Annotated in this window: 12 protein-coding genes; 9 read left to right on the top strand and 3 right to left on the bottom strand. The window is 40.7% G+C overall.

Annotated features, from left to right (window positions below; genetic code table 11):
* The first annotated feature begins 339 nt into the window (after window positions 1-339).
* Window positions 340-1,059 (top strand): FkbM family methyltransferase, encoded by a 720-nt coding sequence (locus tag K1X56_00280; GenBank protein ID MBX7093128.1) that lies wholly within the window; start codon window positions 340-342, stop codon window positions 1,057-1,059.
* On the opposite strand, the gene K1X56_00275 is transcribed toward K1X56_00280, so the two are convergent.
* The 3 genes from K1X56_00275 to K1X56_00265 are packed head-to-tail and all read right to left on the bottom strand — an operon-like array spanning window position 1,050 to window position 5,337.
* A complete protein-coding gene (locus K1X56_00275) occupies window positions 1,050-2,504 on the bottom strand; it encodes a T9SS type A sorting domain-containing protein (GenBank protein ID MBX7093127.1) in 1,455 nt (484 codons plus the stop codon). The two genes, K1X56_00280 and K1X56_00275, sit on opposite strands and share 10 nt — an antisense overlap.
* Window positions 2,504-3,754 carry a hypothetical protein gene (locus K1X56_00270; GenBank protein MBX7093126.1) on the bottom strand — a complete coding sequence of 417 codons (1,251 nt, stop codon included), beginning with the start codon at window positions 3,752-3,754 and terminating at the stop codon, window positions 2,504-2,506. The genes K1X56_00275 and K1X56_00270 overlap by 1 nt, the downstream gene beginning before the upstream one ends.
* Window positions 3,751-5,337: a hypothetical protein gene (locus K1X56_00265; protein ID MBX7093125.1), complete on the bottom strand. Its 1,587-nt coding sequence runs from the start codon at window positions 5,335-5,337 to the stop codon at window positions 3,751-3,753. The genes K1X56_00270 and K1X56_00265 overlap by 4 nt, the downstream gene beginning before the upstream one ends.
* A gap of 159 nt (window positions 5,338-5,496) precedes the next feature.
* Between K1X56_00265 and K1X56_00260 the strand changes: the two genes are divergently transcribed.
* The 8 genes from K1X56_00260 (at window position 5,497) to K1X56_00225 (ending at window position 13,270) form a co-directional block, all read left to right on the top strand.
* The gene (locus K1X56_00260; GenBank protein MBX7093124.1) at window positions 5,497-5,928 is read left to right on the top strand and encodes a hypothetical protein; all 432 of its coding nucleotides are present in this window, start codon (window positions 5,497-5,499) and stop codon (window positions 5,926-5,928) included.
* Between the two features lie 74 nt (window positions 5,929-6,002).
* A complete protein-coding gene (locus tag K1X56_00255; protein ID MBX7093123.1) occupies window positions 6,003-7,064 on the top strand; it encodes an agmatinase family protein in 1,062 nt (353 codons plus the stop codon).
* A gap of 4 nt (window positions 7,065-7,068) precedes the next feature.
* Window positions 7,069-8,598 carry a serine hydrolase gene (locus K1X56_00250; protein MBX7093122.1) on the top strand — a complete coding sequence of 510 codons (1,530 nt, stop codon included), beginning with the start codon at window positions 7,069-7,071 and terminating at the stop codon, window positions 8,596-8,598.
* Window positions 8,599-8,600: 2 nt separating this feature from the next.
* Window positions 8,601-9,755, top strand: coding sequence for an ABC transporter substrate-binding protein (locus tag K1X56_00245; protein MBX7093121.1), 1,155 nt, complete (start codon window positions 8,601-8,603; stop codon window positions 9,753-9,755).
* On the top strand, window positions 9,752-10,813 hold the full coding sequence (locus K1X56_00240; GenBank protein ID MBX7093120.1) for an iron ABC transporter permease: 1,062 nt from the start codon (window positions 9,752-9,754) through the stop codon (window positions 10,811-10,813). Before K1X56_00245 ends, K1X56_00240 begins: the two co-directional genes overlap by 4 nt.
* Complete coding sequence (locus K1X56_00235; GenBank protein ID MBX7093119.1) at window positions 10,810-11,532, top strand: ABC transporter ATP-binding protein; 723 nt, start codon at window positions 10,810-10,812, stop codon at window positions 11,530-11,532. The genes K1X56_00240 and K1X56_00235 overlap by 4 nt, the downstream gene beginning before the upstream one ends.
* Window positions 11,529-12,323 carry a hypothetical protein gene (locus tag K1X56_00230; GenBank protein ID MBX7093118.1) on the top strand — a complete coding sequence of 265 codons (795 nt, stop codon included), beginning with the start codon at window positions 11,529-11,531 and terminating at the stop codon, window positions 12,321-12,323. Before K1X56_00235 ends, K1X56_00230 begins: the two co-directional genes overlap by 4 nt.
* A 5-nt stretch (window positions 12,324-12,328) precedes the next feature.
* A complete protein-coding gene (locus K1X56_00225) occupies window positions 12,329-13,270 on the top strand; it encodes a GSCFA domain-containing protein (protein ID MBX7093117.1) in 942 nt (313 codons plus the stop codon).
* Window positions 13,271-13,291: the final 21 nt, after the last annotated feature.

Raw genomic sequence — 13,291 nt, 5'->3', positions numbered from 1 at the left:
GTCGCCACGATCTGATTTCATATTATTTCTTGAGTACTTGTTTCCCTCTCCTTTTGCAAGAGCAAACATCCCCAGAACCACACCAAGAATCAACAATAAAATGATGAAATAAAGCATACTTATCGATTAATTTCGAATATCTGTCGACAAAAATAATAGGTTTATAGACACAAGTCAAGTGTTTATACCCTAAAAATGAATATTTGTTTCAATTTTCATCCTTTTTGTCGAACTAAATCGATAATTTATCGAAAAATAATCTATTTTACTGATTTTCAGTCGATAATGAGATTAAAAGGCTTTTTATAACTTCGTGCTTCTGTTTGGAAGGAATAAAACGTGAAGAGGAAACTCAAAAATTTAATCAAGGGCCTGTTAAAAGTGCTGCCTATCCGGTTCTCGAGGAATCAGCGTTATGATGCGCAAACGCTTGAGGTTATGCGGAGGGTTTTGCATAAGGATTCCAATGCAGTGGATGTGGGTGGTCACGATGGTGATATTTTAAAGGAAATGATTCGTTTTGCTCCAAATGGAACACACTATTGCTTCGAGCCTATTCCTGTTTTTGCCCATAAACTGCGAAGTAAATTCCCCAATGCAAAAGTGTTTGAAATGGCATTGGCCGACGCGAAAGGGGAGACCACTTTTCAATATGTGAAATCGAATCCGGCTTATTCGGGATTAAAAAAACGTCAATATACCGGCGAAGAGCGCATTGAAGAAATCAAGGTGAAAATTGAAAAACTCGATGACATCATCCCGGAAAAAACACCTGTACATCTCATTAAAATTGATGTAGAGGGCGGTGAGCTGGGAGTGTTAAAAGGTGCACATCGCATTATTGAACAATGGAAACCGGTGGTAATTTTTGAACACGGAAAAGGTGCTTCGGAATTTTACAAAACTACACCGGAAGATGTCTTTAACTTTTTCGATCATTCCGGAATGAAAATTTCTCTTCTGGAAAATTTTATTCAAGGAGGGAAAGCACTTTCTAAAACAGATTTTATTGAGCAGTATGAAAAAGAAATAAATTATTATTTCATTGCTCATTCCTGATGGCGGATCACCAGCTTTTGGGTGGTGCTGATTCCAGTTTCTTCCACCATGGTTTTTACAAAGTAAATTCCTGCATTTAAACCTGAAACTTCTACCTCTACGCGGTTGAGATTACTGCTTCCGCTTTGACATAATTTCCCGCTCAGGTCATAAATTTCAAGGAGCTTTTTACCGGAAGTATTTCCGAAATCCAATTGAATTTTATCACTGGCAGGGTTGGGGTAAATCGTAAAATGAAAGGAAGTTATTTCTTCGGTTGCAGAAATATCGAAATAGGTGACCAGGTTGGGATCGATGTATAAGGTTGGACCCGCCTTAATCGCGTAAATGTTGGTGTAGCCGGGACCATATTCTGTTTCTCCCACTACAATATAACCACTGTCGAGCGTTTCTTTAATACTCCATGCTTCATCGCGGTCTACTGTTCCGAGGGTAGGACCACCCGTCCACAGGCAGTTGCTTCCGGGATAGTAAACAATCATATCTCCGAATCCGGTTCCATAGGAAAGCGTCATGCCGGCAATGTATCCGTTTCCATTATAGCGTTCGCACACATCATGCGTGGTTTCATTTTCGGGACCACCATAAATCGAGGAACAGATTTCGCTTCCGTAGGCATCGATTTTAAAATAGTACTGATCAATTTTTTTGGAAGGCATGGTATCAACAGTTCCTCCAATAATAAAATCCGTTAGGTTTTGTGCCAGCACCAATGAATGGCCTTCATCATTTAAGGGCGATCCATAGGTTTGTTCCCATTCCATATTGCCAAGATCGTCGGTTTTTACCACCCAGATATCCGTGTAATTTTGCGCGGGAGATCGTTTGGTACCGGTAAAAACAAATTTTCCATCAGGAAGTGTAACTACTTCACGTGCCAGATCAAGGTCACTTTCTCCATAGGTTTTCATCCAGAGTGAATCGCCGCTCTGATTTATTTTTAATAAAAATGCATCGTTATTTCCACTGCCGTAACTGTAGGTTTCTCCGGCAATCAGATAATTGTTGTCGATCGTTTTAATAATGCTGTATCCAAAATCCCAATCGCTTCCACCGTAGGTTTTCGACCAGATTACATTTCCGTTTTCATCAGTTTTTACCACCCAGATATCATAACCTCCATTACCAAAACTATTGGTGTAACCTGCAAATACAATACTATTATCACTTTCTTCTACCAATTGCATGGCCCAGTCGGCATTGCTTCCACCAAAATTTTTAGTCCACATGTGATTTCCCTGCTGGTCGATTTTCATAAGGAATGCATTGGCGGTATAATCTCCATAACCGCTCGAAGCGCCGGTGATTAAATAATTGGTGTCCTGCAACTGAATCACATCGCGTGCAAAACTCGAATTGGCATTTCCAATTACTTTTTGAAATACAAATTGTGCTTTCAGCTGAAAGGTGATTGCACACAAAAACAAAATCACAAATTTTTTCATCAGAATGCAGCCATTAAATTAATTCCTAAATCCATTCCGTATGATTTTTTTAAAAACCATCCCGTTACATTTCCGGTGTAAATTCCCAATTGCAGGTGTTGTCCGATTTTTGCATTGGCATTAATTCCTGCACGGAATCCGCCATACCCCCCAAACGCTCCGTATAAACTAAGTGCAATATGTTCTTTGGGATTGTATTGCATACCTAGGTGTATCATCGGTTTGTAATTGGCATTTGCTCTTAAACGCACTCCGTAAAATGGTTGAATTTTCTTTTCGGTGAAGGTGATGGTGGTTGCTTCCAGACTAAATGTAAAGGGTAAAAATTGAGTCACCATTTTTTGCTCATACCGGATGCCGAGGGTGTCCTGTAAATTCGTCGATGCAAAAGGATCGCTTACGCCATTTAACAGATTGTTCACTTCAAATCCTGTGTAAGAATAACTGCTGTCCTTATGCTGATATAAACTGGAACTGTTCCATCGGATAAATCCGAAATTGCGAAGTGTAAGTCTGAATGACTGATTCAATTTTACACTTCTGTTTTTTCCGGTATTAAAATTAAATACCATATCGGTTGCCGCCCCCCAGCCGTTTAATGCTATTCCACTTGTTGCACTACTGTCGGAACGGTAATAATTTTCATTTAACGTTAATGCCAAAGCAGAACCGTCGGCCGCTGTGTATAAATCGGCTTTGGAAGTTTCTAAACTGGAGAATTGGTGTCCCGCAACGAGCGATAAGGAAATGGAAGACTGCGTGCTTTTCGAAAACACACCCCAACTCAGTTTGCTGAATGAAATGCTATTGAAATGGAGTGGAGCTAATTCTGCTGTTTTGCCTGCAAACTCACGGTTTCCAAAAAACACCAATGAAAACAAATCTTTACTGAAACTTCCATTGTAAAATTCATGCGAAGAAATACCGGCGAACCAGGACCAGTCGGGCCGACCAAAAATCTGTTTTCCGTAGTTGTAATAGCTGATGCCATATTCAATTTCTGCTCCGGCGCGATTTTCTTTTTTCAAATCGTTGCGTACATCGGACTTTAAAGTGGAATCGATAAATCCGCCATGGATAAATTTATCGGTGAATTCTTTTTTCAGATCGCCCGATAAAAAATAGCCGGATCCATCTATCCGAACCAAATGCTTTTGGCCTTCGGCAGGTAGAAAAAGATTTTCGTTAAGGCGTTGTGCATGCGCAGCTGTTCCAACAAAAATCAGAAGGAGTAGGAAGCAGTTTTTCATGGTTTTCCGATGTGGTAGTTGAAGTTGCCGCGCAGATCGATGTTGATTTTGTAATAATCATAAATATCGACGTGCTGCAATAAGCTGGAGGTGGAAAATTTTACTTTCAGTAATACATCATCGCCTGCATATAAACGATCCATTTGCGAAGTGTTAAGATGAACCTGAATTTGTGAATGACTATTCGCAATAACGATGTTACTTCCGTTTGTAATTCCCGCGCTGAAACTATTGGGAACAACAATCGAGTCGGTAGGGGTACCATTGCCGTCCATAAAATACAATTGCAAATCGCCGGCAAATGGAAATCCGTTTTCAATGTCGAGCGTAAAATTTCCTTCGGTTACATATCCATTTTCGCCTTTGCTCAAACTTAAATGCAGGGTGTCGACCAAGGTAAGTTCATTTGCAATCAGCGAAAGCGGAAGTTCAACATTTAAATCTGCTTCCACAGTGTGTGACCCGTAAATGAAATCATGATGTGCCGCCACATTGCCGAGCGGATTAATTTCCATTTCAAGGCTGGTGGTAAATTGTGTAGGCAACAATTCGATGATTTGATCGATGTTGGAATTCCCGTTATCCATGTGTACACTGTAGTTATACGGAACGGGATATCCGTTGGGATCAGTTGCACGATTGATGTTGATGGTGGAGCCAATGATGGAATGATTCAGATCAATGCTTGTAGCACCGCGTGATGCCTGTAATTGCTGAATGGTGATCCGTGCATCTGCACCAACGTAATTTCGGATAACGAGGTTCACATCGACCTGATTGATATCGATGCTTCCGGAAATTATTTTTTCGAACAGATCAAAGGCCGTTGATTCTCCGGGAATGGATTCGGTCCGGTGTCCGAAATAGCCTTGTGCATAGGAAGGAAATAAATCGGAGTAGGTGGAAGAAATGATGACTTTGTCGTAATTGTGAACCTGCGTAGGTTGTGCCTGGTTCGACATGCGGATTACAATTTTGGTTGAGTAGGCATTGAAATCGGTTCCTGACTGACCAATCATATCGAAACTATAACCTTGAAGGTCCAGCACCGAAGTAGTGAATGACGGATTTGCAACACTTCCTGCGGGAACTGTGATGACGGTTGAAAAATGATTTCCGTTTTTAGTTGCGGATAAAATTTCATAGGTAAAATCAACCGGCTGATCAATGGTGCTGAATACAGTTACATAACAAAATCCACGCTCGAGGTCGATCTGTGTGAGCTCTACGCCCTGCGCATTAAAATGTTGTTCGTCGGTCTGACTAAACAACTGCGCTCCGGGTGCTACGTTTACAGAAGGAACAATAGCCGGTAACTGGAAGGTGTCGGCAATGGTGGTGTCCGGCAAATTAAGCAGCGTATCCAAAGCCAGTTTGTAAATATTTCCGCTATACACCAGGGTGATGCTGCTATCGGGATTTACCTGAATTAAACTATCGGCCAACAGATCGTTAAGGCCAAGTGAAGAATGGAAGACGGGTCCTACCACTCCCACTTCCCAGGAGGGTTGTTCCAATTCTCTTTTGCAGGAATAAAATCCGCAAATCAGCAAAAGAGAGAGAAAAAGAAATTTCATTTTCATAGAGAACGAATATAACGAAAAGGCCTTATACAACGAGGACCTGCTGAGGTAAAGGTTGAGACGGATGATGAACAGGAAAACCCTGATTTTTATCATTTAAAGCCTTGCTTTCGTGGATTTTAGATTTGGAATTGGCCGAATCTATCCTATTTTTGCAGCATGTTTCCCGAATTGAATACCAAACGCTTTATGATCAGCTGGTTACTTGCGGCCTTTCTGATGATGGGCTTATCGCTGTTTTGGCACGGGGTGATTTTGAACGATATTAAAAATATCCCTTATGATCACCGGGTATTTTTGGCTTTATCGCTGATTGCTTATTTGGGAATTGCAGCCATGTTAAATTTTCTTGCTTCCCATTTTCGTCATGAAGACGCAGGTCTTTTTCGATTTATTTCCATTGGAGCTGTCCTTGGTTTTCTCATGTTCCTCATCGTGTTTATTCTTGGATTTTCTTATCATGCCAAAGGATTGCATCACGCGGTGATTGATTTAATCTGGCAAATGCTGGAGCAGGGTGCAGGTGGATTTATAGTGGGAATCAGTTACCGGGTTTATTCCCGCATCGATGCCATTCACGAAGTGGAGTAATTGTTCATCATCACCTTTGGTGAATTGGCTTTTTTTCCTTTTAGTTTCCTAATTTAGCCCGATAAAAAAAATTCATGTCGAGCAAAGAAGAGATTATTCAATCCTTTAATCCGGATGGTGTTGGTCAGAATAACGGAAATCTATTCGGATTGCCTTTTAATTACGAGCACAGTCGCCTAACGATTCTTCCCGTTCCCTGGGATGTAACGGTTTCATACAGCGATGGCACAGCGGATGGTCCTTCTGCCATTTTGGATGCTTCTCCTCAATTGGATTTTTTCGATTCAGATTTACAGGATGCCTGGAAAATCGGATTTCATTTAACACCGATCAGTACCGAAATACGCGATCTCAGTGATCAGTTGAGATTAAAAAGCACATCGTATATCGACTTCCTGGAAAATGGCGGAAAAGTGGAAACGAATGATGAATTTTCAACTGTTCTCGAAGAGATAAATGCTTCCTGCGAAATGCTGAAAAATCGTGTAAAGGAAAAATGCCTGAGCATGATGAAGGATGGTAAAATGGTTGCGCTTTTAGGTGGCGACCACAGTACCCCGCTTGGTTTAATTGAAGCGTTGACAGAAAAACATGAACACTTCGGTATTCTGCAAATTGATGCGCACATGGATTTGCGTGATGCTTACGAAGGATTTTCCTACTCGCACGCTTCGGTGATGTTTAACGCATTAAAATACCCGCAAGTGCAACGATTGGTGCAAGTAGGTATTCGCGATTTTTGTAAACAGGAAGCGGATCTTGCCGCTGCAAGTAACGGACGGGTAAAAGTCTTTTACGATAGCGATATGAAAACGGCACAGTACGAAGGCAAAAGCTGGAGGGCTGTGGTGGATGACATTGTTTCAACACTACCCGAAAAAGTGTACATCAGTTTCGATATCGATGGATTAGATCCGAAATTATGTCCGGGTACCGGAACACCAGTGCCGGGCGGACTCGAATTCGAGCAGGCGGTTTATCTATTCCGCTCTTTAGTACGCGAAGGAAAAACCATTATAGGATTCGATTTAAATGAAGTTGCTCCCGGAGATACCGAATGGAATGCCAACGTTGGGGCACGAATGTTGTGGAAGCTATGTGTGTTTATGGCGAAATCCAATCATTTAAAGCCTTAAGAAGATGAAACGTATATTGAATATTCTAGCAGTACTGTTCCCCTTATTATCCATCGGGCAACAGGTAAATATTTCCCGGATTGATGCTTATATCGACAAAGCGAGAAAAGAATGGGATTGTCCGGGTGTGGCCGTGGGTATTGTGTTTAACGATTCCGTTATTTTATCAAAAGGATATGGAACCATCAGTTCAGAAAGTGAACAAGCGGTCGACGGTAATACGCTTTTTGGAATCGCCTCCAATACCAAAGCATTTACTGCTGCGGGAATTGCTATGATGGTGGATCAGAAAAAATTGGAATGGGATTCGAAGGTGATTGATGTCCTTCCTTATTTCCGGATGTATAACGATTATGTTACACAGGAAATGACCGTGCGTGATTTGTTATGTCACCGCAGTGGACTAAAAACATTTTCCGGCGATTTAATCTGGTACGGGAGTGAACATTCACGCAAAGAAATAATTGAACGTGCACGCTTTTTAAAACCTGCATTTGGATTTCGTGCCAGTTATGGTTACAGCAACATCATGTACCTCACCGCCGGTGAATTATTGGCGGAGGTTTATGGGAAATCGTTTGATCAGTTTTTAAAAACGGAAATATTTGAGCCCTTGGGAATGAAGCGGACCAATTCAAGTATCCGTTCGCAAAAGAAAGATGAAAATGTAGCCTTGCCACATGCCAAAGTAAATGGAAAATGGGTTCCGATTCCTTATGTGAACTGGGATAACATGGCTCCTGCAGGCGGAATAAATTCCTGTACCAATGATTTAGTGAACTGGTTGCGTTTGCAATTGAATCACGGTAAGTGGAATGAAAAAACGTATTGGTCGGAACGTGTTTCGCGCGAAATGTGGTTGCCACAAACCATCGATAATGTAAGCGCATTCTCGGAGCGACTTCATCCCAGCAAGCATTTTAGTGCCTATGGATTAGGCTGGGATCTGTTCGATTATTACGGTTATAAAATCGTGAATCACAGTGGTGGACTGGATGGAATGATTTCACACACTTTTTTAATTCCGGAATTAAATTTCGGAGTGGTGATTTTATCCAATTCTGCTACTACACTTCCTTATGCACTGATGTATCAGATTCTCGATTTTGTAATTGGCGATCCGGAAGCAAATGATTGGAGCGCTACTTATCTTGAGTTTGCAAAGGGCTATGAAAAATATGTGGAAGATAAAACCAAAGAAAAAGAAAAGGCACGTAAAAAACACCTTACGGCAAGTTTGGAATTGAAGGATTATGTTGGACTCTATTCCGGTAATGTATATGGAAATTGCAGAGTTGATATAAAGGATGGAAAACTCTTTTTGAAATTACAACACACTCCAACCATGTACGGTTATCTCGAACATTGGGAGGAGGATGTTTATACCATTGTATTGCCGGAGCATCCAAGTCTTCCGCGTGGAGAAGTACATTTTAATGTGGATAAGGAAAAGAAAAAAGTAATCAGTTTAATGATTGATATTCCAAATCCGGATTTTGATTTTACAGAATTGGATTTTAATAAGATTAAATAAAAGTGCGTATTCAGTTTCGGATTTTTTTACTGTTGTTGATCGGGAGTTTTACTTCCTGCATTCGCAATGAAAAAACAGCGAAGGAAACTCCTTATGCAAATCCGGCGGATACGATCAATCTATTTCAGAATAAGGTCGACATAAAATACGCCTCCGGATTTAAAGTTGAATATTTCCCCACTTACAAAAAAGTGCAGGTGCTGGATCCGCAAAATCCGGGAAAACCATTTGGAAAATACCTTCTCGTGGAGCGGGGACGTCCCTATGAAGCTGCCAGTGATGAAGTGGTCATTGAAATACCCGTATTAAATCTGGCCTGTGTTTCCACCACGCATTTGCCGTTTTTAAGTCACCTCGATCTCGAAGATAAACTCGTGGGGTTTTCCGGAATGCGTTATGTGAAAGATGAAAAAATTTTAAAGCGCATTAAAGAAGGAAAAGTGAAAGAGATTGGAACGGAAACAGATTTAAATAAAGAAAGCATTGTTGACTTATACCCCGAGATGTTAATGGTCTATCCTTACGAAGGCATGGATTTTTCTTCGCTTAAAAAAGCAGGAATTCCTATTGTTTACAATAGCGATTATTTAGAGATGAGTCCCCTCGGTAAAGCGGAGTGGATTAAATTTTTCGCTTTATTTTTTAATAAGGAAGAAGAAGCGAATCATTATTTTTCATTTGTAGAGGAAGAATACAATTCATTATTGAACAAGGCAAAATCAGCCCAGCGAAAACCGGCAATTTTTTCCGGTAAGGCATTTAATGGCGAATGGCATGTTCCGGGTGGAAAAAGTTTTGCAGCTGCAATGATGCAGGATGCCGGAGCAGTTTATTTGTGGGGTGATGATGCGCATAATAATGTCCTCCAGTTAGAAATGGAACATGTGGTGGAAAAAGCTTTGCATGCGGAGTGGTGGATTATTGTAGGTGCCAATAATGGAAAATATACACTTGATAAATTGCAGGCAGAAGATAGTCGCTATGCCGAATTTGATGCGTTTAAGAATAAACAAGTGTTGTTCTGCAATACTTTTGAAAGTGATTATTTCGGAGAAGCAGTTGCCGAGCCGCAAATTGTATTAAAAGACCTGGTTTATTTTCTCCATCCTGAGTTGGTGAAAAATTATAAGCCAAAATATTTTTATCGTTTGCAATGAGTGGAATTAAGTCCACATACCTGCAACAACAGAAAAAGTATAAGCGAATTATACTTATCCTTTATGTATTGGTCCCCCTGTTTTTCCTGGCGGATCTTTTAATCGGATCCGTTACCATTCCTCTTTCCGAAGTTTTTTCGGTGTTAACGGGAGGAGAATCTTCACGCAGGGCATGGGATTTTATTATTCTGGAAACGCGTTTGCCACAGAGTATCACAGCGGTTTTTGCAGGAGCGGGACTCGCGGTTGGCGGACTTTTACTTCAAACTTATTTTAGAAATCCATTGGCGGGACCCGATGTGCTTGGTATTTCTTCCGGCTCCATTTTAGGAGTTGCTATTGTATTGATGGGTGCCGATTGGATGAATATTGAATTTTCATTTTTATCCGGAAATGCATTGCTGATTTCATCTTCCTTTATCGGTGCACTTCTTGTTATGCTTATCATTTCTTTGTTTGCAAAAACCGCCCGTAATCCTGTTACGGTAATCATTGCAGGAATGATGCTGGCTTATTTAATTGGTGCATTGGTGAATTTAATTCAACACATGGCAGCAAAAGAAGGATTACAACAATTTGTGTTTTGGGGAATGGGCTCTTTTTCGGGTACCGATCTCAAGCAGTCCTTTTTATTCGCCGGTGGAATTATTCTCACGCTCGTTCCTGTTTTTTTAATTGCAGGAAAAATGAATGTGTGGACTCTGGGTGAAACCTATGCGCGAAGTATGGGTGTTTCTCCATCGGGAATTCGCAGAAGTACCATTTTTACAACCGGTTTACTCACGGCCATTGTAACGGCATTTTGCGGACCCATCGCATTCATTGGAATTGCGGTTCCCCATTTGGTAAAGCGATTAATAAGCAGTGGCGATCATCGCATTTTAATTCCCGCAGTTATTGCAGGAGGTGCATTGTTAAGTTTGATTTGTTCCATGCTTAGCCGATTACCTATTTTCGAGCAGGCACTTCCGCTTAATGCGGTTACTTCCATCATTGGAGCACCTGTTGTTATTTTAGTCATTCTTGGAAAATTTAAATACAAGGGAGGTGTGGAATGATGCTGAAGGGAGAACATTTGCAAGTGGGATACCGGAATAGTAAGGAGGATCATGTCCTACTGAATGATTTAAATTTTTCGGTAGAGCAGGGGAACGTTGTGGCATTAATGGGTGCAAATGGTTCCGGTAAATCAAGTTTACTAAAAATTATCAGTGGGATACATTCACCCTTGTCGGGTGATGTTTTTATCAATGAAAAAAATACAAAACAATTTAATCCTGCAGATTGGTCGCAACAGGTAAGTGTGGTGCTTACTTCGGTGCCTGAAATGGGAGAAATGGATGTGTACGGATTAATTTCATTAGGTCGTTTTCCGTATACCGGATGGCGGGGAAAATTAGCTGAATCAGATTTATTGCAGATCGAAAAAGTACTGGAAGAAACGGGATTAAGTCAGCTTGCATTTCGTAAGGTGGATCAGTTAAGTGATGGAGAAAAACAGCGGGTGATGATTGCACGTGCACTGGCACAAGATACACCGATTGTGTTGTTGGATGAACCCACTGCTTTTTTAGATCTCTCTGCACGCCGAACGGTAGCTAATCTGATTAAGAAGAGTGCGAAGGAAAGTGGAAGATTATTTATTTTTTCTACCCACGAAACTGAACTTGCTCTTCAAACTGCCGATCGTTTTTGGATTATCGGAAATGAGAAGAATTTTTATTCCTGTGTAGGTGCCGACGATGCACGCCATGTACTTCAACGGGAATTCGCATGAAGAAGAGATTAGCTATATTGGGTAAAGGTTGGTTAGGATCTGCTTTTTATGAGCGCTGGAAAAGTGAAGGGGGATCCATTCACTATTCTACCCGAAACAAAGTATGTGATCACCATCATTCCTTTTATGTAAATCTCAGTGAAGAGGGATTTGAATGCAGTGATCCGGAATTTTTTAAGGTGGATGTTTTAGTTATTGCTTTTCCTCCATTTCGTTCAGTGAATGCCGATTTATTTCCTTCGGTCATACAACAATTCTGTCGTTTCTTGAATGAAATTTCATTTCAGGGTAAAATAATATACATCAGTTCAACGTCTGTTTATCCCTCCAAAGAAGAAGAATTTACAGAGTCTTATTCTTTTTTACCTGAAGAAGATAGTCCATTGCTGCAATCTGAAAAATGGTTGATGGAATTTTTTCCCGGAAAGGTCACGGTTTTACGTTGTGGTGGACTAATCGGTGAAGGTAGAGATCCGGGTCGATTTTTAGCGGGTAAAAAAAATGTAGCCGGAAAAAATGCATCGGTTAATCTGGTTCACCGCGATGATGTGGTAGAAGTTATCAAGCAGGTGATTGAACAGGATTATTTTGGAGAGGTATTGAATGTGGTAAGTGAACCTTTTCCTTCGCGTGAAATTTTCTATACAAATGCAGCTTTGCGTTTACATTTAGAGCCGCCTCAATTTTCGGATGAAGAACTTCCTGACCGGAAAATCAGTAATCGAAAACTCAGGCAGCGATTAAATTTTGAATTTAAATATCCTCATCCGGAACTCATCCAATCGTTTTAATCATTATGGAATTTCGTACCGTATTTCAGCCTAAAAACGCATCGTTTAAAATCGATCACCGTCAAAAAATCATGTTGATTGGTTCCTGCTTTAGTGAGCACATTGGAGATCATTTAAAGTCTTCGGGATTCCGTGTGATGAATAATCCCTTCGGCGTGATGTTTAATCCGGATGCAATTCGCAATTGTTTGCGGACCATCGGTACACGGAAAAAGTTCAGGTCGAAAGATTTTTTTCAGCACAATGGTTTATATCATTCCTTTCAATTACATGGCGATTTATCTAATCCCGATTTAGAAGAAGCCATCTTTACGGCCAATTCAATCATCGATGAAGCCTATGATTTTCTGCTGGAGACAGATGTATTGATTCTTACTTTCGGTACAGCATGGGTTTATGAATACAATGAAACAGGAAAACGCGTAGCCAATTGTCACAAAGTGCCCAACTCAAAATTCACAAAAGTGAAAATGGGTGTAAACGATATCATCAGCGAAATGAGTTGGGTATTGAATCATATACAAAATGTAAATCCGAATATTAAGGTGATTTTTACGATTAGTCCGGTTCGACATCTGGCCGATGGATTTGTGGAGAATCAGTGGAGCAAGAGTACCTTAAACATTGCCGTGCATGAATTGATTCGTCGTTTCGATAACGCAGAATATTTTCCATCGTATGAGCTGCTGATGGATGATTTACGCGATTACCGGTTTTATGAAGCTGATATGATTCATCCGAACAAAGAGGCTATTCAATATACCTGGTCGGCCTTTAAGCAATCTTATTTTTCTGCTGCAACCATAAAATTATCGGAAGAGGCAGAGAAATATCACCGTAGTTTTTTGCACCGCGTGATGCATCCCGGAACAACGGAACACAAAAAGTTTGTGGCCTCCATGGAAAAGGATTACCAGCGTTTGCAAAAACAATTACCCTGGTTGTGAATTCCACTCTCAGGAAAAAGG

The organism is Flavobacteriales bacterium (assembly GCA_019694795.1).
GTDB lineage: Bacteria > Bacteroidota > Bacteroidia > Flavobacteriales_D > UBA2798 > UBA2798.
The sequence above is the reverse complement of the archived record's forward strand: the minus strand, read 5'-3'. Positions and strand labels throughout refer to the sequence as shown.